General features: G+C 54.5%; 23 protein-coding genes. 15 read left to right on the plus strand and 8 right to left on the minus strand.

Annotation, left to right across the window (positions count from 1 at the left end):
- Positions 1 to 65 precede the first annotated feature (65 nt).
- Positions 66 to 1778 carry an alpha/beta hydrolase family protein gene (locus HF685_RS12135; protein WP_168820210.1) on the plus strand — a complete coding sequence of 571 codons (1713 nt, stop codon included), beginning with the start codon at positions 66 to 68 and terminating at the stop codon, positions 1776 to 1778.
- Here HF685_RS12135 and HF685_RS12140 read toward each other — a convergent pair.
- The 6 genes from HF685_RS12140 to HF685_RS12165 all read right to left on the minus strand — a co-directional run bounded on the left by HF685_RS12140 (position 1775) and on the right by HF685_RS12165 (position 8641).
- A complete protein-coding gene (locus HF685_RS12140; RefSeq protein ID WP_168820211.1) occupies positions 1775 to 2560 on the minus strand; it encodes an SDR family NAD(P)-dependent oxidoreductase in 786 nt (261 codons plus the stop codon). The two genes, HF685_RS12135 and HF685_RS12140, sit on opposite strands and share 4 nt — an antisense overlap.
- 3 nt (positions 2561 to 2563) lie before the next feature.
- Complete coding sequence (locus tag HF685_RS12145) at positions 2564 to 3544, minus strand: NAD(P)H-dependent flavin oxidoreductase (protein WP_168820212.1); 981 nt, start codon at positions 3542 to 3544, stop codon at positions 2564 to 2566.
- Positions 3545 to 3583: 39 nt separating this feature from the next.
- On the minus strand, positions 3584 to 4612 hold the full coding sequence (locus HF685_RS12150; protein ID WP_168820213.1) for an acyl-CoA dehydrogenase family protein: 1029 nt from the start codon (positions 4610 to 4612) through the stop codon (positions 3584 to 3586).
- Positions 4613 to 4728: 116 nt separating this feature from the next.
- A complete protein-coding gene (locus HF685_RS12155; protein WP_168820214.1) occupies positions 4729 to 5883 on the minus strand; it encodes an acyl-CoA dehydrogenase family protein in 1155 nt (384 codons plus the stop codon).
- Positions 5884 to 5895: 12 nt separating this feature from the next.
- Positions 5896 to 7842: an alkyl/aryl-sulfatase gene (locus HF685_RS12160; protein ID WP_168820215.1), complete on the minus strand. Its 1947-nt coding sequence runs from the start codon at positions 7840 to 7842 to the stop codon at positions 5896 to 5898.
- 1 nt (position 7843) lies between these two features.
- Entirely contained in the window at positions 7844 to 8641 is a 798-nt protein-coding gene (locus HF685_RS12165) for an enoyl-CoA hydratase-related protein (protein WP_168820216.1), read from the minus strand.
- 108 nt (positions 8642 to 8749) lie between these two features.
- Here HF685_RS12165 and gspH point away from each other — a divergent pair, with 108 nt between their 5' ends.
- From gspH to HF685_RS12225, 12 genes are all read left to right on the plus strand, one after another.
- The gene (gene gspH, locus HF685_RS12170; RefSeq protein WP_246218833.1) at positions 8750 to 9235 is read left to right on the plus strand and encodes a type II secretion system minor pseudopilin GspH; all 486 of its coding nucleotides are present in this window, start codon (positions 8750 to 8752) and stop codon (positions 9233 to 9235) included.
- A gap of 17 nt (positions 9236 to 9252) precedes the next feature.
- Positions 9253 to 9684 carry a type II secretion system minor pseudopilin GspI gene (gspI, locus tag HF685_RS12175; RefSeq protein ID WP_168820218.1) on the plus strand — a complete coding sequence of 144 codons (432 nt, stop codon included), beginning with the start codon at positions 9253 to 9255 and terminating at the stop codon, positions 9682 to 9684.
- Positions 9685 to 9753: 69 nt separating this feature from the next.
- Positions 9754 to 10503 carry a 6-phosphogluconolactonase gene (locus tag HF685_RS12180; protein ID WP_246218604.1) on the plus strand — a complete coding sequence of 250 codons (750 nt, stop codon included), beginning with the start codon at positions 9754 to 9756 and terminating at the stop codon, positions 10501 to 10503.
- 13 nt (positions 10504 to 10516) lie between these two features.
- On the plus strand, positions 10517 to 11857 hold the full coding sequence (locus HF685_RS12185) for a serine hydrolase domain-containing protein (RefSeq protein ID WP_168820219.1): 1341 nt from the start codon (positions 10517 to 10519) through the stop codon (positions 11855 to 11857).
- Between the two features lie 173 nt (positions 11858 to 12030).
- A complete protein-coding gene (locus tag HF685_RS12190) occupies positions 12031 to 13515 on the plus strand; it encodes an acyl-CoA synthetase (RefSeq protein ID WP_246218605.1) in 1485 nt (494 codons plus the stop codon).
- Entirely contained in the window at positions 13515 to 14828 is a 1314-nt protein-coding gene (locus tag HF685_RS12195) for a cytochrome P450 (RefSeq protein WP_168820221.1), read from the plus strand. The genes HF685_RS12190 and HF685_RS12195 overlap by 1 nt, the downstream gene beginning before the upstream one ends.
- An 84-nt stretch (positions 14829 to 14912) precedes the next feature.
- A complete protein-coding gene (locus HF685_RS12200; protein ID WP_168820222.1) occupies positions 14913 to 16343 on the plus strand; it encodes an aldehyde dehydrogenase family protein in 1431 nt (476 codons plus the stop codon).
- Positions 16344 to 16522: 179 nt separating this feature from the next.
- Positions 16523 to 17695 (plus strand): acetyl-CoA C-acetyltransferase, encoded by a 1173-nt coding sequence (locus HF685_RS12205; RefSeq protein ID WP_168820223.1) that lies wholly within the window; start codon positions 16523 to 16525, stop codon positions 17693 to 17695.
- Positions 17696 to 17807: 112 nt separating this feature from the next.
- Positions 17808 to 18590: an SDR family NAD(P)-dependent oxidoreductase gene (locus HF685_RS12210; protein ID WP_168820224.1), complete on the plus strand. Its 783-nt coding sequence runs from the start codon at positions 17808 to 17810 to the stop codon at positions 18588 to 18590.
- A gap of 94 nt (positions 18591 to 18684) precedes the next feature.
- Positions 18685 to 19557: a crotonase/enoyl-CoA hydratase family protein gene (locus HF685_RS12215; RefSeq protein WP_168820225.1), complete on the plus strand. Its 873-nt coding sequence runs from the start codon at positions 18685 to 18687 to the stop codon at positions 19555 to 19557.
- A gap of 26 nt (positions 19558 to 19583) precedes the next feature.
- Entirely contained in the window at positions 19584 to 20228 is a 645-nt protein-coding gene (locus tag HF685_RS12220; RefSeq protein ID WP_168820226.1) for a TetR family transcriptional regulator, read from the plus strand.
- Positions 20229 to 20252: 24 nt separating this feature from the next.
- Positions 20253 to 21236: an MBL fold metallo-hydrolase gene (locus HF685_RS12225; RefSeq protein WP_168820227.1), complete on the plus strand. Its 984-nt coding sequence runs from the start codon at positions 20253 to 20255 to the stop codon at positions 21234 to 21236.
- Positions 21237 to 21682: 446 nt separating this feature from the next.
- Here the strand turns inward: HF685_RS12225 and HF685_RS12230 are convergent, their stop codons facing one another.
- Together HF685_RS12230 and HF685_RS12235 are read right to left on the minus strand one after the other, a co-directional pair.
- Positions 21683 to 22414 (minus strand): class I SAM-dependent methyltransferase, encoded by a 732-nt coding sequence (locus HF685_RS12230; RefSeq protein ID WP_168820228.1) that lies wholly within the window; start codon positions 22412 to 22414, stop codon positions 21683 to 21685.
- Positions 22415 to 22697: 283 nt separating this feature from the next.
- On the minus strand, positions 22698 to 23909 hold the full coding sequence (locus HF685_RS12235; protein ID WP_168820229.1) for a CaiB/BaiF CoA transferase family protein: 1212 nt from the start codon (positions 23907 to 23909) through the stop codon (positions 22698 to 22700).
- 91 nt (positions 23910 to 24000) lie between these two features.
- On the opposite strand from HF685_RS12235, the gene HF685_RS12240 reads away from it, so the two are divergent.
- Positions 24001 to 25512: a hypothetical protein gene (locus HF685_RS12240; protein ID WP_168820230.1), complete on the plus strand. Its 1512-nt coding sequence runs from the start codon at positions 24001 to 24003 to the stop codon at positions 25510 to 25512.
- 53 nt (positions 25513 to 25565) lie between these two features.
- A complete protein-coding gene (locus HF685_RS12245) occupies positions 25566 to 26036 on the plus strand; it encodes an Lrp/AsnC family transcriptional regulator (protein WP_211051179.1) in 471 nt (156 codons plus the stop codon).
- Positions 26037 to 26103: the final 67 nt, after the last annotated feature.

Below are 26103 nucleotides of genomic sequence, written 5' to 3' on the forward strand. Positions count from 1 at the left end.
ACAGCAATCTGAAACTAGAGCCCGGATTTGATATGCGCCCGTTCTTCTGTCTTTTTTTTCTGATCTTGACCAGTTGCGCACAGCAAATTGCGGCGCAAGACCCTGTATCTGATCCCTATGCGGTTCTCCGGCAAGCTTATGCCGAGCGCGATGCTGAAAGGGCAGCAGCGGCCTATGTGCCTGACGCTACCCTGACGTATGACTATGGTGATCCCATTGAAAAATATGAAGGCTCTGCCGCAATTGCGCGGTCATTCGATGATCTTTTCAAGCGCGTGGATCCTGAGCTGAAGCTTGATCTGAATTTCCGGACAGCAAACAGCAAGACAGCCAAAGGACGCATCGAAGAAAATGGCGTCTACCGGCTCAGATTTGGCGATGCAGAGACCAGTTTTGGGACATTCAAAGTCGTGAGAGAAGCAACAGGCCAAGGCCGGTTTATCAGCGACTTCGGCACCAGCGCTACAGTTGATGATTTCGAATCCCTGCCCGGCCCCGTTCGTCTCGATCAGGAAAATGAAGAGCTTGATTCAGCCTATTATGGCACTTTGACCGGCCGCTACAAACTCGACGACCAGTGCGATCTCATCATTACCCATTCGATCGTGCGGATGTTCGCCCGCAACAGTTGCACGAATGACTGGCAAGGTCTGAACCGGAAATCGGGGCGCATCTGGACCGGTGGTGACAGGGTATTGTCCGACAAGGAACTGGTGGCCTATGAATTTTTCAAAGAAGCCGAGGGCGCTGATGTTATTCGCATCCGCAAGGATAACAAAATAACTATTGCCAAAAAACAGCCAAATTACACACGTGAAGCGGTATCCTTCCAAAGCAGGGACGGATTGACTTTGGCCGGAGACTTGTATCGCCCAGCCAACCCCAATGGTCTGGCGATGGTGCTGGTCCACGGGTCTGGGCCCCAGGACCGCAATGGCTATGCTTCGATTATGGCGGTCACGGCGGAAGCATTGGCGCAACGCGGTCACATTGTGCTGACCTATGACAAGCGCGGTGTCGAAAAATCGCAAGGGGACTGGTCGAAAATGGGCTTTGCCGATCTGGCATCCGATGCGATCTCCGCAATGGACTGGCTCGCAATGCAGCAGGATGTTGGCTCCAATATCGGATTTGCCGGTTCCAGTCAGGCCGGTTGGGTGGTCGCCAAGGCGATAGAACAGGGCGCAAAACCTGGTCATGTGCACCTGCTTGGTGCCGCAGGATCGGCGCTGACCGTGGAGGAACAGAATCTGTATAATACTGAAGTGCGCATGCGTTGCGCGGGAATCGTCGAAGCCGAAATCAGGATGGCGCTGGACCAGCAGGAAGAATTTTTCAAATATGTCCGGACCCGCAGCAACCCCGAAAAACTTGATGGCCTGACCAAACGTGCAAGCGTCTATCCCGCGCTGCGGGACTGGCTATTTCCATCGTCCGCAGATGTTGATTTTGATGCCGGCGACTGGTTCACCACTCTTGAGTTGGCGTTTGACCCTATTCCCGTCTGGCAAGATTATGACGGCCGGGCCGTATTTGTTTTTTCCGAATATGACGATTCAACCCCGACGGCTCTGGCAACCAAAAGACTGGAAAAGCTTCCCGGCGCAAAGAATGGGAATTTCGAGATTATCAATCTTCCGGGTACCCAGCATATCGGTCTGAAGGCGGACAGCGTCTGCAAGGCGGGTTTGGGCGATGTGTCCGGTTTCAATGGATTGCTGTTTGAGTCTTTTGATAGATTGGCTAGCCTATCACACCGGAAAGCCCGGCCGGATTAAGCGTTCTTGATCGTCAATCCGCCATCCACTGGAATCACCGCTCCGGTCAGAAAACTCGCCGACGGCAGCACGCAGGAGAGCGTCAGATGCGCGACCTCTTCGGGAATGCCATAACGGCGCAACGGGACACGGCGCTTGGCGTAGATCGTTTTGTGCTCTTCGGATATAGCATCGGTAATGCCAGTGCGGATCGGGCCGGGGCAGATGCAGTTGACCGTGATGCCTTCGCGGCCAAGGTCAACCGCCAGACCGCGCGTGAGGCCAATCACGCCGTGTTTCGCGGCGACATAAGGGCTGTTCCCAGGCGTTGCTCCCATGCCCTCGGTCGAGGCAACATTGACGATGCGTGGATGTTCGGCGTTTCTGAGATGCGGCAATGCGGCACGGATCATCCGCTGGTGCGCGGCGAGCATGACTGCGAGCGTTGGATCCCAGCTGTCCTCGTAGCTTTCTTCGGCTACATCAGCGGGAATCGCAAAGCCGGCATTATTGACGAGGATATCGATGCCGCCAAAGGCTTGGGCAATGTCACCCACGACCGCCTTGATCGCCGCCTGATCGCTGACGTCCAATGCCCAGGCCTTTGCCGAACCCTTATAACCAGCCGCTCCAATCTCCTGTACAACGGCATCACATTTGCCCTGATCGAGATCGGTCACCGCGACATGTGCGCCTTCCGATGCAAAGAGATGCGCCGTCGCTCGACCCATGCCGCTGGCCGCGCCGGTCACTATGGCAACCTTGCCAGCAATGGAGCGGCTAAGCGGTTGATATGGCTCCATCGATCAGGCCGCGTTCTGGAATCCTTTGAGGCGTTCGTTGATGATCTGATCCGCCTCGGCCATGATCCGGTCGATCAGTTCCTTGCAGGTCGGGATATCGTTGATGAGGCCCGCGACCATGCCGCAACTCCACGCGCCCGCATCCATGTCGCCTTCCATCATGATTCGCGGATAGACACCGGCTACCTGCTCGATCACGTCGGTGAATTGCAGGTCAGCCCCTTTCTCTTTCTCGATCTCGAGAAGGCGTTCAACGGCCGGATTGGTCATCACGCGCTCTGTGTTGCGCAGTGGGCGCATCACGAGGCGTGTGTCGAGTTCGCTCGCAGCAACAATGGCGTCTTTCACATTCTGGTGAACCGGCGCTTCCTTGGTCGCGATAAAACGCGTGCCCATATTCATGCCGTCCGCGCCCATTGCGAGACTCGCGACGAGACTGCGACCATCGGCCTGACCGCCGGAAGACACAAACGGAATATCCAGTTCGTCAGCCGCGCGCAGCAACAGGATCATGTTTGGGATATCATCTTCGCCGGGATGGCCGCCGCATTCAAATCCATCAACCGATACCGCATCACAGCCAATGCTCTGCGCTTTGAGTGCATGACGGACAGCGGTACATTTGTGAATCACCTTGATTCCGGCGTCATGCAGCGCGGGCAGCACCTGTACCGGATTATTGCCTGCGGTTTCCACGACCGTGACGCCGCCTTCGATAATCGCTTTGACCATGCCTTCATAATCGGGTGAATTGACCACCGGCAGGAAGGTCAGGTTCACGCCAAACGGCTTGTCGGTCATATCGCGGCATTTTGCGATTTCATCGGCGAGTGCCGCAGCAGAGGGCTGGGTCAGCGCGGTGATGATACCAAGCCCGCCTGCATTGGAAACCGCCGCTGCCAATTCGGCAAACCCCACATAGTGCATGCCGCCCTGGATGATCGGATGCTCAATGCCGAACATTTCTGTGATGCGTGTTTTCATGGATAATTTCCTTGTGCAAGAATCAGTTTAATCGGTCGGTTAACTAGCCTGCCAATCACCCGTTGTCACGCCTTTCCAGATTTGGTCAGGAGAGGTCGCGGCCAATTCTGCGCCCAGCAGTTTCGACCAGTGGTGTTCGTTGCCCAGCGCATCGCGCCACGCCCACAGGCGGCGCGTGTAGTGATGCAGATCATATTCCTGCGTATAGCCCATCGCCCCGTGCACCTGATGGAACGGCACAGTGACCGCCTCAACGCTGTGACCAATCTGGACTTTGGCGATAACAGCTTCGTGCCAGGCATTTTCTGGGTTGTCTTTGTGCCGCGCAATCGCGCTCGCCGCTTGCGTCGCAGCCATTGTCGCCGCCGCGCTTTCCGATGCCGCGACAGCCAATTGGTGCTGGATGGCCTGAAACTTGGAGAGCGGCCGGCCAAATTGTTCGCGCTGGGACACATAGTCGATGGAAAGATTGAGCGCGGTTTCTATCGCTGCTGCCATCTGAACAGCGCGGACCGTGAGGATCAGTGCTTCGATAGCCCGTCGCGACAGGTTCGTTTTGGCTGATGCTTCGGCGACATGGCCGGAAAAAACCATCCGCGTGCTGCCATCGGGAGATAGCGCTTCATTACTGGTCATGTCAGCACCGCGATTATCGAACAGCGCAATTTCCTGATGCGCCTCGTCGAACAACACCACTTTATCGGCATGCAACCCAAATGGAATATCGGCCGTAGGAAGGTGGCCGGTCAAAGCAAAGCTGACACTACCATCAGCAGGCGCAAGGCCCGCACGGTCGAGCATCCAGTTGGCAATCAGGGATTCGGCAAAGGGCACAGGAGAAGCCGCCTGCGCCGACGCCCAAATGGCTCCGAAGACTTCATCATAATCTGCACCAAAGCCGCCGTTGTCTTCGCTCACCCAAGCCAGATGCAGGCCGTTCTCGGTAAGCGCATCCCATAAAGCTTGAGGATATTGCCCCGCCTCTGCTTGATGCGGCACTTCGCGTCCGGAAAGGTCAGCGTAAATTTTCGTGGCCGTTTCGGCGACCATGCCGGTGGTGTTGATCATGACAAAACCCCAGAGAGAGTTCCGTTCGCAAGGAGCTTATCGAAGTGCGCCGTGCGACGAGAAGTATCCTTCGACAGGCTGAGGACGAACGGCAAAGAATAAACAGACTTCACCATCTACCGCAGCCCTAATTGGCGCGCCGTAATCCCGCGCATCACTTCGGTTGTGCCGCCACGCAGGGTATTGGGCGGCGAGCGCAAAATACCGATATTCAGGATACGCTGCATTTCCGGGCTCCACTCTTCGGGCGGCAGGTCGGTCAGCATCGCGCGGACCTGCTGTGTGAGGTCATTCTCAAGCCGGTTGCCAAGGTCTTTAACGAGCGCCGCTTCGGTTTCCGGTGACACGCCTTGATGTAGCAGATTGGCAATGCCCCAGGACATCCCGCGGAGGGTGCGGAGATTGGCGATAAGCTTGCCAAGCCGCGCCTGCGAGTCCGATCCCATTTTACCAGTCAACTGCCACAGCGCCGTTTCCAAGGTGATATAGCTAGACAGGAACCGCTCGGGGCCGCTGCGTTCCATCGCCAGTTCACCTGTTACTTGTTTCCAGCCGCCGCCCTCTTCGCCGAGCAGGCAATCGTCGGGTACAATTACGTCTTCGAAATATACTTCGTTAAAATGCGCATCGCCGGACAAGTCCACGATAGGTTTGATGGTGACGCCGGGCAGCGACAGGTCAATCATGATCTGGGAAAGCCCGACATGTCGGTTGCGGCCATCGGCGGGCGAGGTGCGCAATATCGCCACCATATAATGTGAAATATGCGCTCCGGAAGACCAAACTTTCTGGCCGTTGACCTTCCAGCCGTCTTTCACTTTCTCGGCAGTGGTTTTTACAGCTGCCAGATCGGAACCCGCGCCGGGCTCGCTCAAACCAATGGCAAAATAGCATTCTCCGGCAGCGATACGAGGCAGGATATCCAGCTTCTGCTCCTCAGTGCCATGTTCCAGCAACATGGGTGCGTGCTGACGGTCGGCAATCCAGTGCGCGCCAACCGGAGCACCGGCTCGCAAGGTTTCCTCGGTAACGATGTAACGTTCCAGCGCGGTCTTGTCATGGCCGCCATATTGACTGGACCAAGTCAGACCAATCCATCCGCGCTTGCCCATTTTCCTCGAAAACTCAGGATCAGCAGACGCCATCCAGCATTCCGGCTCAGGCCGGAAATTTCCTGTATTACGCTCTTCTTGCAGGAAAGCTTGCAACTCGGTGCGCAATTCCTCCAGCGCTGGATCGGGCTGGACGACAGGGAAATTGAAACGCTGCATGGGGATTGCCTCTTATGGTATCACGATATCAAACTGCGGATTAACCTCGTCCAGCGCACTGAACATAGCTGCCATAAGGGCGGTATCGCCTGTTAAGGTCATTGCCCCGGACTGGATTAGCTGCATTGGACTTGTTTCGCGCATCAACAGCTTGGTGAAATTAATGCGACTAATTGTCACGGTGGCGACAGCCTCTTGATTAGTGCCGCCACGCGGGAACATCACACTTTTTCCAACATCCACGGAGACCTCTTCTTTGCGGTCCGGAAAGGTAAATGTAATTATACCGCCATTGCCCTGCATTTTGGCCGGATTAAACCGCGTTGCCAGCGCGTCGAACAGATCAACTGCGGGAATACCGTTCAGCACCTTTGCGTTTGCCGTAGAGATAGAGTCTTTGACAATATTCCCCTCGCGCAGCTCCTTGGCACCAACCAGATAGATATTCCGCCAGGTGCCAGCCTCTGCCTGAAAGCCGAGCTGTTCATAAGTCGAAGCGAGCCATTTTTTGGCTGCCTCATTAGCCCGGTCAGCAAAGACAATATGATTGAAGACGGTCGCCGCCCAGCGATAATCGCCGTCTGCAAAAGCTTTCTCGCCAACGGCCAGTGCTTTGTCCGCGCCACCCATCGCCGAGACATATTTTACCGATGCTTCTGCCGGGGGAAGCTGGTGATAGTTCGCCGGAACCGCATCCCACCAGCCAAAATAGCGTTGATAGACGGCCTTGGAGTTGTGATTCATCGTGCCATAAAAATCGCGCACACCGAAGTCGGTTGTGGCAAAATCCGGCTCGCCGATGTTTTCGGCAATTTCGTGCATCGTTGCGCCTTGATTGGCTTGGCGCATGGTCTGGTCATGGACGTAACGATACAGTCCGCGCTGGTTTTTGAGCGCAGTCTGAACATTTTCGCTGCCCCACGTCGGCCAGTGATGTGATGCCAGCATCAAATCGGATTTTACGCCATATTTGGCGTACATGGCGTCGATAACCTTGCTCCATTTCAGCGTATCACGCACCAGTGCGCCGCGCGGCGTGAGAACATTATGGAAGGTGCGCGTAACCACTTCGGCGGTGTGGAGCGCCTTGAATTGAGGCATATAAAAAACCAGTTCGGCGGGTGCCTCGGTTTCGCCTGCATCCATGAAATCAAATGTGATGCCGTCGACTGTGAGGGTCTCGCCATCTTTGCTGATCGAGCGGGTAGGCGGCATCAACGCAACATCACCGCTGGAGAGTCTTTGTCCAAGGCCGCCGCCAACATGACCGGTTTTTCCGACCGGGAGGGCCGTGCCAAATTGAAATTGGACGCGCCGGTTCATTGCGGTTCCGGCAATCACGCTTTCCCCGATGGACTCAGCAAGGAAACCATGCGGCGCGATGACTTGGACTCTGCCCGATTGCACATCCTGCGCAGATACGACGCCGTTGACGCCGCCAAAATGGTCGCCGTGACTATGGGTGAATATCACCGCAACCACCGGGCGGTTGCCCAGCATCTTGTTGGCGAGCGCCAGTCCGGCTTTGGCAGGTGCGGGCGTAGTGAGCGGGTCGACAATGATCCAGCCGGTCTTGCCAGCGATCAGGGTCATCTGCGCCAGATCATAGCCGCGTATCTGGTAGATGCCTTTAGTAACCTCGAACAAGCCGTGGATGCTGTTGAGCTTGCCCTGCCGCCAAAGCGAAGGATTGACGGTATCGGGCGCTTCGCCTTTGACGAAATCAAACTGGGCGGGATCCCACGAAACCGAACCATCCTCATTGAGAATGGGTTTTTCGATTTTGGCGAGAAAACCGCGTGTTGCGTTTTCGAAATCCGTCTGGTCGGCAATCGGCAGGCGCGCGGCGACTTCGGCATTGGCCGCTTTCGTGGCTTCAGTTGCCACGCCTTGTGGCGGTGCCGCATGGGCGATTGTTGCTACGCTCAATGCCAATATTGAAACTAAAATCTTTTTCATCTCAAGCTCCCTTGAACACTGGTTTGCGCTTCTCCAGAATGGCATCAATCGCCTCGCGGTGATCGTCCAGCTGCTGCAACACGCCCTGAAACAGCGCGGCCTGATCAAGGTTTTCCTTGAGCGTTACGCTCTGCGCTGTCCGCACCAGTTCTTTGGTCTTGCGGATCGCGAGTGGCGGCAATCCGACCACCATTTCCGCCAGTTCATAGGCGCGTTCGAGCAGCTTATCGTTCTCCACGACTTCTGACACCAAGCCATAATCCAGCGCCTTCCGGGCATCAATAAACTCGCCGGTAAACAGCATCTGGTTCGCTCGTGCCTGTCCGATAATCCGTGGCAATAGCCACGCGCCGCCATCACCCGGAATAATCCCGACACGCAGGAAGCTCTCGGCGAAAATCGCATCTTCGCCAGCAATCCGGATGTCGCACATCGTGGTCAGATCATTGCCCGCACCAATGGCATGGCCATTAACTGCAGCGATCACCGGCACCGAAATTTCAGCCATGGTTAGCGGGATGCGCTGGATACCGGTCTTGTACCATTTTTCGATTTCGAGCGGCGTCATATTCTGCTCTGCGGTCATCGCTTTTATTTCGTGCAGATTGCCACCGGAGGAGAAGCTTTTGCCGTTGGCGGCCAGAACCACACAGCTGACGCCCGCATCCGCATCGGCCCTTTTCATCGCATTGACCAAGGCTTCACACAGGTCTTTCGACAACGCATTGCGCGTTTCCGGCTTGTTCAGGGTGATTGTCACAATCCGGTCCTGCTGGTCGTATAAGACGACGTCACTCATGCTATTTTCCTCCGACAATATTGCAGTCTTTTCGACTCTCTGTGCCCGTCATTGCAGGCGCGTCGCTGTTCTGCAAGAGAGGGATGAGGAAGATTGGAGTGTGACGTGATGATTCTCCCGATCAAAATGAACAGTCGCTCAAATGAAGCCGGCTTCACGCTGGTTGAATTGATGATCGTGCTCGTCATCATGGGGCTGATGGCGTCTATCGTAGTGCTCAATTTTCCTGACGGTACCAGTGATCTGGAAGATGATGCCCAGCGCTTTGCTGCGCGCACGGCAGCCTTGCGTGACAATGCCATCCTGCAGTCACGCCCGATGGCGGTGCAGGTTACGGTTTCGGGTTACAGCTTTTTGCAGCGCGGCAAAGAAGGCTGGGCGGTTCTGGAAGACAAGCCATTTCAAACGACCAACTGGTCTGACGGCGTCCGCGCAGACATCGAACAATCGGGCTCTATGCTGATCAGCTTTGAAAGCACGGGCCTGCCGAGTGACGCGGCAGAGGTGACATTGCGCTTTCAAAATGCGGAACGCGCTATAGAAATTGCGCCTATGGGTGATGTGCAACTCGTTGGTGTAGGGTCGCGGCCATGATCCGGTTGGAAAGATATATGTCTCCAAAACAAAACGAACGCGGTTTCACCTTGATTGAAATGCTGGTGGCACTGTCGGTGTTCAGTCTTGCCGCCCTGGCCTTGATCCGCCTGCAAGCTTATACCACCCGAAATGCAGCAGAGCTGGAGCTGCGGGTGATCGCGCAATCCGTCGTTCGCAACCGCGCCGTGGAAATTCTCACCGATCCACGACCTCCGACGCTGGGCGAAACACGCGGCGAGGAGCAAAATGGCGGGCTGCAATGGCAATGGACACAAACCGCCAAGCTTACGGAGGATCAGGGCTTTGTTCAGGTGGATATTGCCGCCCGCGAGCCGATCAGCGGCGCTCCGGCCTCGCTCACCATTTTGCGACCATCCGGTTTGCGGCTGGATGAGCCGTCTGCCGATGGACAGGCCGCCACCCAGGACGGATTGTCTCAACAATAAATTTCTTCCCTTGCGGCGACAAGCCAAGCGTTTAGAAGCAAGGACATAACAAAAATTACGGAAGCGAAAATGAGCGAAATCGAAGACGCAATGGAAGACTGGGATATGGATGACTTGCCCGAGGGTGAAGATTCGCAGCTTGAATGGTGGGATTTTGACGATCATGCCGAGATGGTCGGTGCGGTCGCAGGTGATGTCGCTTTTATCATCGAAAGCGCGCTGGACGCACGCGGGGATGCCTTGCTCGCGTTGCCGGTTAGCGATGAAGCCATGCCGGTCCTGGAGGCGCTCGCCGAAAAGCAGATTAAATGGAAATATGTCACGATCATCCCGACCCATGATTTTCTTGTCCCGGTTGATGATCCGCGCAGCAAGGTCAAGAAGCTGGCCGAACTTTTCCTCACCCGCGGTGCGCGGGTGTTGCCGCTTGCGCCCGAGCATGATGATTATCACATGGCCGGAGCCGCTGCCGATGCACGGTTGCAGGATACCAAATGGCCGTTGGATCTTGTCTGGCTGGGCATGGGTGCAGACGGCAGCACGGCGGGCATAATGGAAAGCGCCGATATGGAAGAAGCACTCGACGGACCACCGGAAAAACGGGCGATTGGATTGCTTCCCGATGATGGTGACACGCCGCTGGTGACGCTCACCAAGGCCGCAATCTGCGAAGCGCGGACGGTGGTTGTGATGCTCAAAGGCGCAGGCGCACAGGCCGGGCTTGAACAGGTGATCGATGATGGTGCCACGGGCATGACCCCGATTGGCCGGGTGTTTGCCGATCTGGCTGTGCCTGTGGATATATATGTGGAAAATTAAGGGGTAATTCAAAATGACCAGCATGGGTTTTAAGGCGCTAATAGCCGCCAGCGCTTTTGCGCTCGCATCCTGCGCGAGTGCGCAGTTGTCTAGTTCTCCAACCGAAAGTGCCGCCGCAGCACCTTCGGTTTTCCCCGATTACACAACCGAATCCGCTGGCGCAGATTTCGACCCCGCCAAGATTGCTGCACTGGAAGCGCGCATGAAGCAATTTGTCGCTGACGGCGACGCCAAGGGCATTGCGACCCTGCTTGTCAAAGACGGTAAAGTTATCAGTCATATGCAATCCGGCATTCGCCGTGTGTCCGACAATGCACCCATCGCAGAGGACACGATTTACCGAATCTATTCGATGACCAAGCCGATTACCGGCGTGGCGCTGATGCAACTATATGAGCAAGGCAAATTCTCACTCGATGACCCGGTTTCCAAATTTATTCCCGAATTTGCTGATCTTAAAGTGGTCAAAAGTTATGACGGCAATGGCGGTGTCGAGCTGGAACCTCTCAGCCGTCAGCCAACAATGCGCGAGTTAATGAGCCATACGGCAGGCTTTGCTTACGGGTTGTACGGAGATGATCCCTCAAACAAGGCATTCCAGCAGCAACAAATTCTGCGTTCGCCTGATATGCAGAGCTTTATCGACAAGGTATCAAAAGTCCCTTTGATGACACAACCCGGTAAGGATTGGTTCTACTCAGCCTCTGTTGATATTCAGGGAGCGATTGTCGAGCGTCTTTCGGGCATGAAATTCGGAGCGTATTTGAAGACTCGCATATTCGATCCTTTGGGCATGGAAGACACCGGTTTTTCGGTTCCGGCAGAAGATTATGACCGCTTTTCCGATGTGTTCGGCTATCATCCGGTCACCAAGGAATTTGGCCAAGTACCGTTTCCCCAAGTTGCCTTCAAATCGGAAACAATCGCAATGGAATCGGGCGGCGGCGGTTTGGTTGCAACGCTAGATGACTATGCGCGCTTTTCTCAGATGCTGGCCAATGGCGGCACGCTGGATGGCAAGCAAATCCTGAAGCCCGAAACACTTAAACTGATGCGCACAAATGTCCTGAAAGACGGTCAAAAAGTCGGAATCGCTGGAACGCTGACGCAGGCCACGATAGACTCGCTGGGTTTCGGACTTGATTTCGGAATCATCAAAAATGATGGCTCCGGTAGCGTTGTATACCCAGATGGCACCTATTTTTGGGGCGGGGCTGCGGGAACTTGGTTCTGGGTTGATCCGGTTAATAATCTCTACTTCATCGGCATGATCCAGCGCTTTGGTCAAAACGGACCCGAAGTGGATTTCAGAGGCATCTCGGGCAAGATGGTTTACGATGCGCTGAACAAATAGTCTTTCGGCCCGGCAACAGGTCAGCGATACAAATGTTTGATTTAATCACTTGATTAAACCATGATGCAGCAAAGACGAATCGGACACAATATTCGCGCCGTCATTATGGAGAGAGAGCATTGACCCACCCCTGCCACCACGCAGCTGAAAATCCTAATAAACCGGCTATTATCATGGCGAGTTCTGGTGAAACGATCACCTATGGCGAACTCGACAAGCGCTCCAACCAGGTGGCCCAACTATATCGTTCGCGCGGACTGAAAATTGGTGACGTCGTGGCGATCTGTATGGAAAACCACCCGCAATTTTTCCCCGTCACCTGGGGATCGCAACGGTCCGGCATCATCCAGGTCGCAATTTCCAATCGTCTCACGCCTGATGAAATTAGCTATATATTGAAGGACTCCGGCGCAAAGCTGCTGATTAGTACCCAGACATTATTGCCGATCGCTGAGCAACTGAAAGCATCAAATCCCGATGTCCCGCAGCTAATTTTCGGTGTGAATGACGAACGCAATATTGATGAGCTATTGGCCGATATGCCCGATACCCCGATTGCCGACCAAGCTGCTGGCAGCGACATGCTCTATTCTTCCGGCACAACCGGGCGCCCCAAGGGCATAAGAATGAAGTTGCCGGAAGTGGCGTTTGACGCGCTCAACGCGCTTGGCGCGCTGGCGCAGATGGCGTTCGGTTTTCACAAGGATTGCATTTATCTCTCTCCCGCGCCGCTCTATCACGCTGCGCCGATGCGCTGGAATATGGCCGTTCACGCGCTGGGAGGCACCACCATCATCATGGAAAAATTCGATCCCGAACATGCGCTCCAGCTGATCGAGAAATATAAGTGCGACGTTGGCCAGTGGGTGCCAACCCATTTTGTCCGGATGCTGAAACTGCCCGAAGACGTGCGCGCCAAATATGATATGTCGTCGATCAAAAGCGCAGTGCATGCCGCTGCGCCCATCCCGATTCCGATCAAGGAAGCGATGATTGACTGGTGGGGACCGGTTCTGTTTGAATATTATGCCGGGACCGAGGGGAATGGCTTTGTGATGTGCAACAGCGATAGCTGGATGTCGCATAAAGGCACGGTCGGACTGCCAGTAAATTGTGAGGTGCATATTTGCGGTGAAGATGGCGAAGAAGTGCCGGTCGGTGAGGAGGGTCAGATTTTCTTCGATAGCCCCAATAAATTTGAATATCATAACGACCCGAAAAAAACGAAAGAGGCGACCCATGCCAATGGCTGGACTTCGCTCGGCGATGTCGGAAAGGTTGATGAAGACGGTTTTCTTTATCTGACCGACCGCAAAAGCTTCATGATTATTTCAGGCGGCGTGAACATTTATCCGCAGGAAATCGAGAACGCCCTGATCACCCATGACAAGGTTGCCGATGCCGCGGTGATTGGTGCGCCTGATCCCGATATGGGTGAAAAGGTCGTGGCGGTTGTTCAACCCGCAGACATGGGTGAAGCCGGCGATGATCTGGCGCAGGAACTGGAGGCATTTTTGCGGCAATCTCTCTCAGGCGTCAAAATCCCGCGGCAGATTGATTTCCGCGCAGAGCTGCCCCGTCACGCAACGGGAAAGCTCTACAAACGGCTGCTCCGCGACGAATATTGGGCGGACAAGAACGAAAGCAAAATAGCGTGATGGCGACGAAAGCAGCGCCTGTTCTGAATACCGATGATGCTTTGGCAGTTGTTGATCCGATCAATTATGTAGATTGGGACAAGTTGCTTGACCAGTTTGATCGCATACGGGCAGAAACACCCGTCGCCCGGGTTGTGAATGATGAAATGCACGATCCGTTCTGGCTGGTCACCCGCTATGATGATGTCATGCAGATCAGCAAGGATAACAAGACCTTCCTGAACAGCCCGCGCAGCGTCACGCTCTCCAATCACGCCGCCGATGCACTGGTCAAATCGGTCACCGGCGGTAGCCCCAATCTGGTCAATTCGCTCGTCGCACTTGATGCACCAACCCATCCACAATATCGTCGCCTGACGCAGGACTGGTTCATGCCGAAAAACCTCCGGCAGATAGAGGATGAGGTGAGCGTGCTGGCAAAGACAACCGTTGACCGGCTTGTTGATGCTGGCCAGAAAGACGGTAAATACGAAGCGGATTTTGTGCCGCTGGTTTCCGCTCCCTATCCGCTCCATGTTGTGATGCAGATTTTGGGTGTGCCGGAAGAGGACGAGCAGCGCATGCTTTTCCTCACCCAGCAAATGTTTGGTGGAACCGATCCTGATCTCAACAAATCGGGTATCGCGGAAATGCCGCCAGAGCAGGTGATGCAGTTGGTCATCGGTGCGGTCGCTGATTTCGAGGCCTATTTCACCAAGCTTACCGAAGAGAAACGCGCTAGTCCAACCGAGGATGTCGCGAGCGTTATCGCCAATGCCAAGGTGGATGGCGAATATCTGAGTGACCGTGATATGGCGGGATATTATATTATTCTTGCCGCCGCAGGACATGATACGACCTCTGCTTCGACCGCCGGTGCGATGCAGGCCTTGGCGCAAGATCCCGAGCAATGGCAACGGCTCCGCGAGGACCGTGATTTGCTTCCCGGCATAGTCGAGGAAGCGATCCGCTGGACTACGCCCGTGCAGCATTTCATGCGGACCGCTGCGGAAGATACCGAAGTCGGCGGTCAGAAAATTTCCAAAGATGACTGGATGATGATAAGCTATATTGCGGCGAACCATGATCCGGCAGCGTTTGACAATCCGCGTAAGTTTGACGCTTCGCGCTCACCCAACCGGCATCTGGCATTTGGTGCTGGCGGGCATCAATGTCTGGGGCTTCACCTGGCGCGGCTGGAAATGCGGATATTGTTTAACGAGTTGCTCGACCGGATTGAAACGGTGGAATTGGCTGGCGAACCAAAGCGCGCACAATCCGTATTTGTAGGTGGTCTCAAAACGCTGCCGCTCAAATATACCATATCAAAATGAGTGACGCGCGGCCCCTTGAATTCATGTATAAGCGACTCAAATAGAAACGAAATAACAGGCAAAACCCCCTTGAAGGAGAGTAAAATGGTTACCCAATATAAGAACCTGATCAACGGCGAAATGGTTGGCACATCCGATGTTCTGGATGTCGTAAATCCAGCCAATGAAGAAGTCATCGGGCAAGTTCCGGCTTGTGGCGAAGCGGAATTGAACAGCGCAGTGGCTGCGGCCCGCGCAGCATTTAAAACATGGTCGAAGACACCGATCGAAGAGCGCCGCGCAGCGGTTCAGAAAATCTCGGCCATTATCTCAGAGAATAGCGACGAGTTGTTCCGTCTGCTAACTGCTGAACAGGGCAAGCCCCATGCACAGGCACAGGGCGAGATCGCTGGCGCAGCGGGTATGTCGGGTGCGCAAGCGACACTCGATCTGGATGATGAAATCAACGAAGATACGGATCAGCGGCTCAGCCGCACCCGCCGAGTTCCCGTAGGTGTTGTTGGCGGCATCGTGCCGTGGAACTTTCCGGTGATGATGGCGGTCCAGAAAATCGCTCCGGCTATGCTTTCTGGATGCACCATTGTGCTGAAACCCTCGCCGTTTACACCGCTTACGACATTGCGGTTGGCAGAACTGATCAAGGATGCGGTCCCTCCGGGCGTTGTAAATATCATTACCGGCGAAGACAGCCTTGGTCCGCTGATCACTGCACATCCCGATATCGACAAGATCACCTTCACCGGCTCCACCGCGACCGGTAAGAAGATTATGGAAGGTGCGTCGAAAGATCTCAAGCGGATTACGCTGGAACTGGGCGGCAATGATGCCTCGATCGTGCTACCCGATGCCAATGTCGAGAAGGTCGCCGAGCAGCTATTCTGGTCGAGCTTTACCAATGCCGGACAAATCTGTGTGGCGGCGAAACGCATCTATATCCACGAAGATATATATGACGAACTCAGCGCAGCTATTGCCGCCTATGCCAAGAATGTGAAAGTCGGCGATGGCTCGCAGCAAGGTACAGCAGTTGGACCGATTCAGAACAAGAAACAATATGACCGAGTGCTGGAACTGATTCAGGATGCGAAGGATAATGGCTATAAATTCCTCGTCGGTGGTGACGCTGAAAAATCCGATATACCCGGCTACTACGTGCCGATCACGATCCTCGATAACCCACCCGAAGACGCCCGGATTGTGGCCGAAGAGCAATTTGGTCCGGTTATGCCGCTGATGAAATTCAGTACAACGGACGAGGCTATCAGCCGCGCGAATGCGAGTGAATACGGCCTTGCTGGCGCTGTCTGGACTGCTGATCCCGATGAAGGCGTGCGTGTTGCCGAGCAAATGGAAACCGGCACGGTGTGGGTGAATGAATTTCTCCACCTGTCGCCCTTCGCGCCTTTTGGCGGCCACAAGCAATCCGGCTTTGGTGCAGAATATGGCAAGGAAGGCCTGCTTGAATTTACATATCCGCAGGTGATTACGGTCAAGAGAGACAATGTCCCTGCCTAAACGCACTGACCAATTGCGCAGGTGAATGAACAGGAAAGGCCGGTCATTGCAAATGTAATGGGCGGCCTTTTTTGTTGGGACCTAATTTAGTTATGGCCTTTTTCATTTGACGCTCACCAGAGTGCGGTTTAACCGTTCAGTTAAATTTTCGAATCTTATTAATATCAAGGAGCAGGAATATGGCAGAAGCCTATATTGTAGACGCAGTAAGAACCGCTGGTGGCCGCCGTGGTGGCCGTTTGGCAGGAATTCATCCGGTTGATCTGGGTGCAGCCACTCTTAATGCTATTGCCGACCGCAATGATTTTGATCCTAAGGCGATTGAAGATGTGATTACCGGCTGCGTCATGCAGGGCGGCGAGCAAGCGGGCGACGTTGGGCGTAATGCGGTGCTGGCTTCCAGACTGCCTGATTCCATCCCATCGGTTTCCATCGACCGTCAGTGCGGCTCTTCGCAGCAGTCAATTCAATTCGCAGCACAGGGCGTTATGTCGGGTACGCAGGATATGGTTCTGGCCCACGGCATCGAAAGCATGACTCGCGTTCCGATGGGCTCCACTTTCAAGCTGTTCAAGGATGCCGGTCTTGGGACCAGCAAATCGGAAGGCCTTGAAAAAGCTTATCCCGGTGTTCAGTTCAGCCAGTTTATGGGCGCTGAAATGTTGGTTAAAAAGCATGGCTTTACCCGCGATGATCTCGATCAGTTCGCTCTCGAAAGCCATCACAAGGCAATAAAAGCAACCGAATCCGGCGCGTTTGATAATGAAATTGTCGCTATCGAAATCGAAACTGCCGACGGTAAAGAGCAACATAAAGTGGACGAAGGCATAAGGTTTGACGCCAGCAAGGAAAGCATCGGCGCTGTGAAAATCTTGCAGGAAGGCGGCGCGATTACGGCTGCCAATGCCAGCCAGATTTGCGATGGCTCCAGCGCTGTTCTCATCTGTTCCGAGCAAGCTTTGAAAGATCACGGCCTGACGCCGCGCGCACGCATCGTCAATTTGACCGTGACGGCTGGCGACCCGGTAATCATGCTGGAAGAGCCGCTATTCGCAACCGACCGCGCGTTGGAACGGGCTGGCATGAAAATCGGTGATATTGATCTTTATGAGGTCAACGAAGCATTCGCGCCCGTTCCGCTCGCCTGGCTCAAGCATACCGGCGCGGATCGCAGCAAGATCAACGTTCACGGCGGCGCGATTGCGCTCGGCCACCCGCTCGGCGCATCGGGCACGAAGCTGATGGCGACTTTGCTCAATGCAATGGAAGGCAAGGGCGCGAAATATGGCCTGCAAACGATGTGTGAAGGTGGTGGTCAGGCCAACGTTACGATTATCGAGCGGCTTAATTAAAAGATTATCAATCGTCATGCTGAACTTGTTTCAGTATCTCATAGGGCTGGGAATAGTCTTCGCGGATCCTGCAACAACTTCAGGATGACGATATTTTTTCGAAGGAATCAATATGGAACTCAATAGCAATATTTCAGCCGTCATTACCGGCGGTGCTTCCGGCCTCGGTGCCGCAACCGCGCGGCGTTTGGCAGAAAAAGGCGTGAAGGTCGCCTTGTTCGATCTCAATGAGGAAAAAGGCGAAGCACTGGCCAAGGAACTGGGCGGCGTTTTCTGCAAGGTCAATGTGACCGATGATGACAGTGTCGAAGCCGGTTTTGAAAAAGCGCGCGCCACCATCGGGCAAGAGCGTATCCTGGTGAACTGTGCTGGTATCGGAAATGCGATCAAGACGGTTAGCCGGTCAAAGGAAGACGGCTCGATCAAGCATTTTCCACTGGACGCTTTCAAGTTCGTGATCGAAGTAAACCTGATCGGCACGTTCCGCTGTATTGCCAAGTCTGCGGCCGGGATGCTGACGCTCGATCCGCTGGAAGATGGTGATCGCGGCGCGATTGTAAACACCGCATCTGTGGCGGCGGAAGACGGCCAAATTGGTCAGGCGGCTTACTCGGCGTCCAAGGGCGGCGTTGTCGGTATGACCCTGCCGATTGCACGTGACCTGTCCCGCGAAGCCATTCGAGTCAACACGATCCTGCCGGGCATTTTCGATACGCCGCTGCTGGCTGGCGCACCACAACAGGTCCGCGATGCATTGGGCGCGATGGTGCCTTATCCACCGCGCCTGGGTGTGCCGGATGAATATGCCAAGCTTGCGCTGTGCATGATTGAAACCAGCTATTTCAACGGTGAAGATGTGCGTCTCGATGGCGCAATCCGCATGGCACCGCGTTAGGAATTACCAACAAACCCGCTCATCCTGAGCCTGTCGAAGGATGTTGGCTAGATAATCCGCCTTTCGACAGGCTCAGGGCGAGCGGAGTTTGGACATGACTGAATATACGCAAATCCTTTATGCCGTCGCCGATCAAATCGCGACAATCACGATCAATCGTCCGGAAAAGATGAACGCTTTTACCGGTACGATGATCAAGGAAATGACCGACGCTTTTGATCGCATCGATGCCGATGATGAGGTGCGGGCGGTGGTGGTAACCGGGGCAGGTGACAGGGCTTTTTGCGCCGGGGCTGATCTCACTCCGGAAGACGGCAGAAAGCCATTCGCCAGCGAAGACCCGGTCGAGGATTATTCCGATCCCCGCGTTCGCGATGGTGGTGGTTTGCTCATCCTGCGTATCTATCAATGCCTCAAACCGGTGATCGGCGCAATCAATGGCGTGGCGGTAGGCGTTGGTGCGACCATGTTGTTACCGATGGACATGCGGCTTGCGAGCGAAACTGCGCGCTTTGGTTTTGTTTTTGCGCGGCGCGGGATTGCGCCCGATGGCGCGGCGAGCTGGTTTCTCCCCAATATTGTTGGTCGCGCGCAGGCGCTCGAATGGTGCATGACCGGGCGCGTGTTTGATGCGCAGGAAGCGATTGATGGCGGCCTCGTCCGCTCGCTCCACAAACCGGAAGACCTGCTTCCTGCTGCTTATGCTTTGGCCCGTGAAATTGCCGATAATACTGCACCGGTTTCGGTCGCGGTCACGCGGCAAATGCTCTGGCAACTGCCAGCTGCCCCGCACCCGATGGAAGCCCATAAAGTGGATAGCCGGATCATCTATAACCGCGCGAAATCTGCCGATGCGAAAGAGGGCATAGCCAGCTTTCTGGAGAAGCGTGCGCCGGCTTACCCCGACAAAGTTTCGACCGATTTACCAGACAGCTTCCCTTGGTGGGAAGAACCTGCTTATAAGTGACCGGTTAAACACTCCGGGGGACGGATATGAAAGTCGAAAAACTGGCGCAAAAATCCAATGACGACAAAGAGAATGAAGCGGGTGCCCGTGACAAACTGATCGAAACCGCCAGTCAGATCATGCGCGAAGGTGATACGATCGACATATCATTCAGCGAACTGTCGGTCCGTTCCGGCCTGAACAGCGCGCTCGTCAAATATTATTTTGGAAACAAAGACGGTTTGCTTGAAGCGATACTTGAGCGCGACATGACCAAAATTGTCGAGGATGTCGGGCTGCTCATCAAAAAAGATATGCCGCCCGAGGACAAGCTGCGCCATCATATTGGCGCGGTGATAGATACCTACTATGAATTTCCCTATATTCACCGGCTGACGATGCGCCTGATCCGCGACTTGCCTCCGGAAGGCGCGCGCGAAATTGCCGATAAATATCTCAAGCCATTGTCGGAGGCTTATAATATCTTCGTCGGCGATGGTATCAAGTCCGGCGTGTTCCGCGATGTTGATCCCGACCTGTTCTATTCGGCCGTGACCGGCGCGGCGGACCGGTTCTTTACCGGCAAGCTGGTGTGGAAATATTGCTACGGCCGTACGGATTTCGACGAACGGATGCGCGATGCGTATCGCAATCAGACCGTTGATCTGATCATGAACGGCATTTTGAAATAACGGATTGTAGTAGGAGATGATTTTATGAAACGTGCGATAACGGTTCTTGGATTATCTCTTGGTTTGGCGATTGCTACTCCCGCAACCGCACATGATGTAAAATCTCACGAGGGCAAAGCCGATCAAGCCCCGCCGCTTGATGCTGAAGGAATCTATAAAGCCTTTGGCTGGGACATGGATGGCGTCGAGATAAAGACCGAGAAGGTTGCGGATGGGCTTTATGTGCTGTTCGGCAACGGCGGCAATATTGCGGTTTCCGTTGGCGAAGACGGAACCCTGATCGTCGATGACCAGTTCCCCCAGCTGATGCCCAAAATCAAGGCGGCGCTCAAAGAAATTGGCAGCGAGAAGGTTGATTTTGTGATCAACACCCATTGGCATTTCGACCATGCCGACGGCAACATGGCGCTGGGCAAGGATGGCACATGGATTGTCTCTCAATCCAATAGCCGTGAAAAAATGCTGGACGATCATATCATCAATCTCGGCTTCGTCGCCTATGAGCAGAAAGCTTATCCGAAGCACGCACGGTCAGACATCACCTATGACAAGACGATGCAGTTTCATATCAACGACCAGCAGATTGATCTGCTCCACGTCGGCCCCGCGCACACGACCGGCGATACTGCAGTTATTTTTCGCGGTGCCAACGCCGTTCACTTGGGCGATGTGTTCAACAACTCCGGCTATCCGTTTGTCGATGCCGACAATGGCGGTGATATCACAGGCATGATTGCCTTTTGTCAGGCGGTGCATGACACGATCAACAATGACACAAAGGTCATCCCCGGCCACGGTGCGGTCACCACGCGAGCAAAGCTGGCGCGCTATATCGAAGTGCTGACCACCATCCGCGACCGCGTGCAGGCGATGATTGATGAGGGTAAGGGGTTGGATGCGATTGTTGCGGCGCAACCGACTGCGGAGTTTGATAAAGAATTTTATGGGGCTGAGGTGACGACGACGGCGTTTCTGGGTCGGGTTTATGCTAGTTTGACGCGGGAGTAGGAGCTGACATTAGAGACCATCAAGTGTGGATAAGTAGTCTTTGCTGAAAGATTTAGGCGGTCCAGATATAGTCGTGATGCTTAAGATGTTTATCTCGGTTTTGTTAACATGTGCGTTTCTGTCGAGTTGCTCGAACACCGACTTGGCCGAATGCAACAAATCAATTAGTTTCGAACTTATCTCTGATGACCAGCACAGAAAGGACGCGATGAATTCCGTGCGAACCTTCATTGATGCCGACCCCTCAGTAGAAATGGTCATGCTTAACGAAAGAGACCAAATCATTCATGTTCGAGGTAAAAATTCGGAATGCATACTTTTTCTGAAATACATTGGGGTGAGCAAAGAATATCCATTCAATCGTATCAAAGTGATTGATCGGTAGATGCAAGCCTAAGTCAAGTCCGAAAGCACTTTGCCTTATTTTGCCAATTTGAGCCACAGGATTAGCCCGCAATCACCAACCGATACCCCGCATCCAAACTCTCGTCCTCCATCACATACTCATAGCGCTCTTCCCACGCGCCGGACTCCAAATCCTGTTCCAGCTGCGCCAGACTTTTCGGCGCATCGTCCAGTTTGGCAAAGGTCGATATCGACGCCCGGACCTGCGGGTCGAGATAGGCATTCGGTCGCCGCCAATAGGCGCCCAGGAATCCATCGGTGCAATCATGCGGAACCGAAACATGCTCGATTTTCACATCACCAAGGATGCGTCCATATTCACTCATTTTCGGCATGATCGGCTGGTCCAGCTTGACAATCTCCGGAATATAATCCGCCAACCAGAAATAATGCGCCTCCGGATCAAAAGTCAGGATAACCAGCCTCTCCTTCGCCACCCGCCGCATTTCGCGCAGGCCGGCCTCCAGATCGCTCCAGTGATGCACAGTCAAAACCGCCATCGCCGCATCAAATTGATTATCGGCAAAGGGCATATCTTCGGCGACGCCCTGATACGCTTTACCTGCATCAGGCGGACGCTGGCTGATCATTTCCGCCGAGGGCTCCAGCGCGGTTACTTCTCGGTCCGTCGGTTCATAGGACCCGGTCCCCGCACCAACATTCAATACCGACCGCGCATCACCCAGCGCATCATGAATGGCCTTGGCAATCCGGGGATCAGGTTTGCGCAGGTTGGCGTATCCCACCCCGATCGTGTCATATAAAGCTGCCATCGTTCGCCTCTTTCCTACATCGGGACGATTTTGTAACCTCTTTTCCGTTCTTTCTCAGTCCTGAATCCCATCGCTAAACGGCTATTCTATGGGGGATAGCTTTTTCTGTCTTAGGGGGTGTGACCCTGTGTGACCTAAACGCAAGTCTTTGAATTGCAGAACCGATTTGGTTATTGGCATCGCTTAGCCCCGCAGCGGCAGCCCGTGCACCCTCATCCAACTTCGGCTAATCTTTCAGATAAGCCGCCGTATCCTTCTCCTTCAAGGGAGAAGGTTCACAAGCCTAATCATCATTCGCGGGCATTCCAAGCGCTCCGCGTATCTCGTCATTGTCCGCACCCAGCGTCGGCGGGTCGGCATAGATATTCGCCGGGCTGGCGGAATAGTGCACCGGATGTTTGATCGTACGATATTTACCGGTTTTTTTGCCGTCGCGTTCTTGCCAGAAGCCCACTTGTTCCAGATGCGGATCGGTGAGGACGTCTTCCATCTTGTTGTAACGCATGGCCGGAATATTATTCTCGTCCAGCAGCGGCAACCATTCGTCGGTCGTCTTGGTCGCGGCAATTTCCTCGATGATTGCATAGAGCGCGGTGATGTTTTTGGTGCGCTGCGAATAATCCGAAAAACGCGGTTCGTCGAAAACCCCCGGCTTTCCGCCAAGCTCAAAGAATTTGCGCCACTGTGCATCATTATAAGGCACCAGTCCGATATAGCCGTCCTTGGTCGGATAGGGTTTGCGATTCTCGTTTATTGACCGCGTGTAGGCCAGCCGTCCGTTGCCGGGAATAAACGTCTCGCCCCAGAGATTCTCGACCATATTGAACCAGGTAAACGCCTCAAACATCGGCACCTGAACAAACTGCCCTTCACCGGTTTTCTCCTTGTGATAAAGCGCCGCCAGCGTCGCGTTCACCGCGAACAGGCCGATGGTTTTGTCCGCGACAAGCGACGGCATATAGAGCGGCCTGCCGCTATCGCCGCGCATTTCAAACAGGCTGGCAAAGCCCGAAGCGCACTGGATCAAGTCGTCATAGGCTTGGCGTTTCTCATATTCGCCGCCCTGACCAAAGCCGGCGCAATGGACATAGACAATTCCGGGGTTAATCGCTTTGACGCTTTCATAATCCAGCCCCAGTCGCTCCATTCCGGCGAGGCGGACATTGTGGAAAAACACATCGGCGTGCTTGAGCAGCTCGAGAATGACCGCCTTGTCGTCTTCATTTTTGCCGTTCAGCGTGATCGACTTCTTGTTGCGATTGAGCGCCGTATAGATGGGGCCAAGGTCACCGGTCGGGCTATCACCAGCATGGCGCATCATGTCGCCAGCAAACTTGCCCTCGCCATTTTCAATTTTGATGACATCGGCACCCATATCGGCAAAGTTGAGCGTGGCGAACGGGCCGAGCACAACGGTCGACATATCGACAATCTTGAGACCTTTTAGTGGCCCCGTCTGTTCTGCGTCCCATTTCAGTTCCGGCCATCCGCTCATCAAAATATCCTCAAATTACTAGGTGCATCAAACAGCCCGTCTGTTATCAGCTTTAATCGATTGATGAACTGTTTATTTGGGGGATATGTGCGTGGCAATAACTGATCCGAAAGCTCCGGTAATTGTAGGCGTTGGGGAATCCAGCGGCAAATTTCTGGAAACGGACTGGCCCTCTACGGTTGATCTCGCATCAGCAGCGGTAAACGCCGCATTGGCTGATAGCGGGGCTAGCGAAAAACTTGGCGCCTCGATAGACTGCCTGCTCTCGACGCGGCTTTTCCATGATAGCGGCTTACCGCATGATTGCGGATCGCCGGATAATCATCCCGATGCTGTGGCCATTGCATCCGGCCTGAGACCGGCCACGCTTCTCTATGGAGATGTTGGCGGCCAGAGCCCGCAAAAGCATATCAACCAGCTCGCCAAGCAGGTGTATGATGGAAAGTATAAAGCCGTCGTAATTTCCAGCGGTGAGAATATCGGCACGGTGAAGCGCGCCCGCCGCGCCGGGCACAAACTGGACTGGAGCCAGACATCAGACCGCGACTTTACCAATCTGCTGACGACCGAAGACAAGATGCTCACGCCCTATGAATGGCGGCAGGGGATTATCAGCATGCCGATGGCCTATGGCATTGTCGAAAATGCCCGCCGCGCGCGCCTCGGTATGGACCGGGCAAGCTATGCGAAAGACATGGCCGAGCTCTGGTCTGCCTTTGCGAGTGTTTCGGTGACGCGAGACCATGCGAATTTTGCCCGGAACTGGACCGCGGAGGAATTGCTCGAAGATGACCACGGCAACTATCAGCTCAACGATCCCTATCGCCGCTGGATGGTGGCGCAGGATGCTGTCGAACTTGGCGCGGCCGTGATACTCACAACCGCTGGTCATGTGGCGGAACTGGGTATATCTGAAGACAAGATGATCTATCTCCACAGCGGCGCGGATGCCAGCGTGCCGCTGATTAGCGAGCAAACCGATTTGTCCGTTTCACCGGCGATGGAATCGGCTTTTCCCAAAGCGCTGGAGCTGGCGGAAGTGAACGCCGGTGATCTGGGACCGATGGATATTTACAGCTGCTTCCCGGTCGCCGTCTCATTGGCAATGGATGCTTTAGGCTCGCCAGACCGGCCGTTGTCGTCATATACTTTGACTGGAGGGCTATCGTTCTTTGGTGGTCCGGGAAATAGCTATAGCACGCACGGCATCGTGGCGCTGGTTCAGGCGCTGCGGAACGACGGCAGCAAGCCGGGTATGATCTCGGCCAATGGCGGCGTGATCAACAAGGAGTCGGTCGGCATTTATGCGGCACAACCGGTGGTCGGCGGCTGGTCCCCGGACCGGATAGCTGAACCCAATAGAATTGGCAGGGCGGAGCATATCAAACCCGAGCATTATTTTGACGGCAGCGCGGTGATCAAAAGCTATGCGATGCCTTATGGCAAGGCCAGTCGCGGGGCAGCGAGCCTGTGGCTAGAAGATGAAAATGGCTTGCCCGCTATTGGCATATTGAATGATGCGCCGGAAGATACCGATTTCATCGGCATGAAGGTGAAGGTGAAAACAGAAGATAATCGAAATCTGGCGACATTGGCGGGTTGATTTCGGGGAGATAGCGCCTTGTTATCTCCGGTATGTGTGATAATATTCTATCCATGGCCAATGAAACCAAAAATATTGACGAGAATGACCGGAATATTCTGAAACAATTGCAACGTGATTCCAGTCTATCATTGGAAAACCTCGCAGCGAAACTCAGTCTTTCGACCAATGCCTGCTGGCGGCGGATCAAGCGGATGGAAGCAGACGGGATCATCGCGCGCCGGGTGGCGATTGTGGACCCGGAAGCGGTCGGCCTGGGCATGACCGTTTTTGTGGCCGTGCGCACCGGTGACCATAGCGATGCGTGGCTCAAGAAATTTGCAGATGCAGCCTCTTCCATCGAGGAAGTGGTCGAGTTTTACCGGATGGCGGGCGAAGTGGATTATCTGCTCAAGCTGCTCGTCCGCGATGTCGCCGACTATGACCGGGTGTACAAGAAACTGATCAAGGCGGTGCCCTTGTCCGATGTCTCGGCGAGCTTTGCGATGGAGCGGATTAAGTACGAGACTGCGGTGCCGGTTTGAATTGTTTCCGCAAGGCTATCGTTCGATATAGGCGCGCAAGGGACATTAATTGCATTGCTAGGTTTTG

Source organism: Parasphingorhabdus halotolerans (genome assembly GCF_012516475.1).
GTDB classification, from domain to species: Bacteria; Pseudomonadota; Alphaproteobacteria; order Sphingomonadales; family Sphingomonadaceae; genus Parasphingorhabdus; species Parasphingorhabdus halotolerans.

Coding starts and splice junctions, on each gene's coding strand:
- HF685_RS12140 (WP_168820211.1), bottom strand. CDS start 2,560: ATGGAGCCATATCAACCGCTTAGCCGCTCCATTGCTGGCAAGGTTGCC.
- HF685_RS12145 (WP_168820212.1), bottom strand. CDS start 3,544: ATGAAAACACGCATCACAGAAATGTTCGGCATTGAGCATCCGATCATC.
- HF685_RS12150 (WP_168820213.1), bottom strand. CDS start 4,612: ATGATCAACACCACCGGCATGGTCGCCGAAACGGCCACGAAAATTTAC.
- HF685_RS12155 (WP_168820214.1), bottom strand. CDS start 5,883: ATGCAGCGTTTCAATTTCCCTGTCGTCCAGCCCGATCCAGCGCTGGAG.
- HF685_RS12160 (WP_168820215.1), bottom strand. CDS start 7,842: ATGAAAAAGATTTTAGTTTCAATATTGGCATTGAGCGTAGCAACAATC.
- HF685_RS12165 (WP_168820216.1), bottom strand. CDS start 8,641: ATGAGTGACGTCGTCTTATACGACCAGCAGGACCGGATTGTGACAATC.
- gspH (WP_246218833.1), top strand. CDS start 8,750: ATGATTCTCCCGATCAAAATGAACAGTCGCTCAAATGAAGCCGGCTTC.
- gspI (WP_168820218.1), top strand. CDS start 9,253: ATGTCTCCAAAACAAAACGAACGCGGTTTCACCTTGATTGAAATGCTG.
- HF685_RS12180 (WP_246218604.1), top strand. CDS start 9,754: ATGAGCGAAATCGAAGACGCAATGGAAGACTGGGATATGGATGACTTG.
- HF685_RS12185 (WP_168820219.1), top strand. CDS start 10,517: ATGACCAGCATGGGTTTTAAGGCGCTAATAGCCGCCAGCGCTTTTGCG.
- HF685_RS12190 (WP_246218605.1), top strand. CDS start 12,031: ATGGCGAGTTCTGGTGAAACGATCACCTATGGCGAACTCGACAAGCGC.
- HF685_RS12195 (WP_168820221.1), top strand. CDS start 13,515: ATGGCGACGAAAGCAGCGCCTGTTCTGAATACCGATGATGCTTTGGCA.
- HF685_RS12200 (WP_168820222.1), top strand. CDS start 14,913: ATGGTTACCCAATATAAGAACCTGATCAACGGCGAAATGGTTGGCACA.
- HF685_RS12205 (WP_168820223.1), top strand. CDS start 16,523: ATGGCAGAAGCCTATATTGTAGACGCAGTAAGAACCGCTGGTGGCCGC.
- HF685_RS12210 (WP_168820224.1), top strand. CDS start 17,808: ATGGAACTCAATAGCAATATTTCAGCCGTCATTACCGGCGGTGCTTCC.
- HF685_RS12215 (WP_168820225.1), top strand. CDS start 18,685: ATGACTGAATATACGCAAATCCTTTATGCCGTCGCCGATCAAATCGCG.
- HF685_RS12220 (WP_168820226.1), top strand. CDS start 19,584: ATGAAAGTCGAAAAACTGGCGCAAAAATCCAATGACGACAAAGAGAAT.
- HF685_RS12225 (WP_168820227.1), top strand. CDS start 20,253: ATGAAACGTGCGATAACGGTTCTTGGATTATCTCTTGGTTTGGCGATT.
- HF685_RS12230 (WP_168820228.1), bottom strand. CDS start 22,414: ATGGCAGCTTTATATGACACGATCGGGGTGGGATACGCCAACCTGCGC.
- HF685_RS12235 (WP_168820229.1), bottom strand. CDS start 23,909: ATGAGCGGATGGCCGGAACTGAAATGGGACGCAGAACAGACGGGGCCA.
- HF685_RS12245 (WP_211051179.1), top strand. CDS start 25,566: ATGGCCAATGAAACCAAAAATATTGACGAGAATGACCGGAATATTCTG.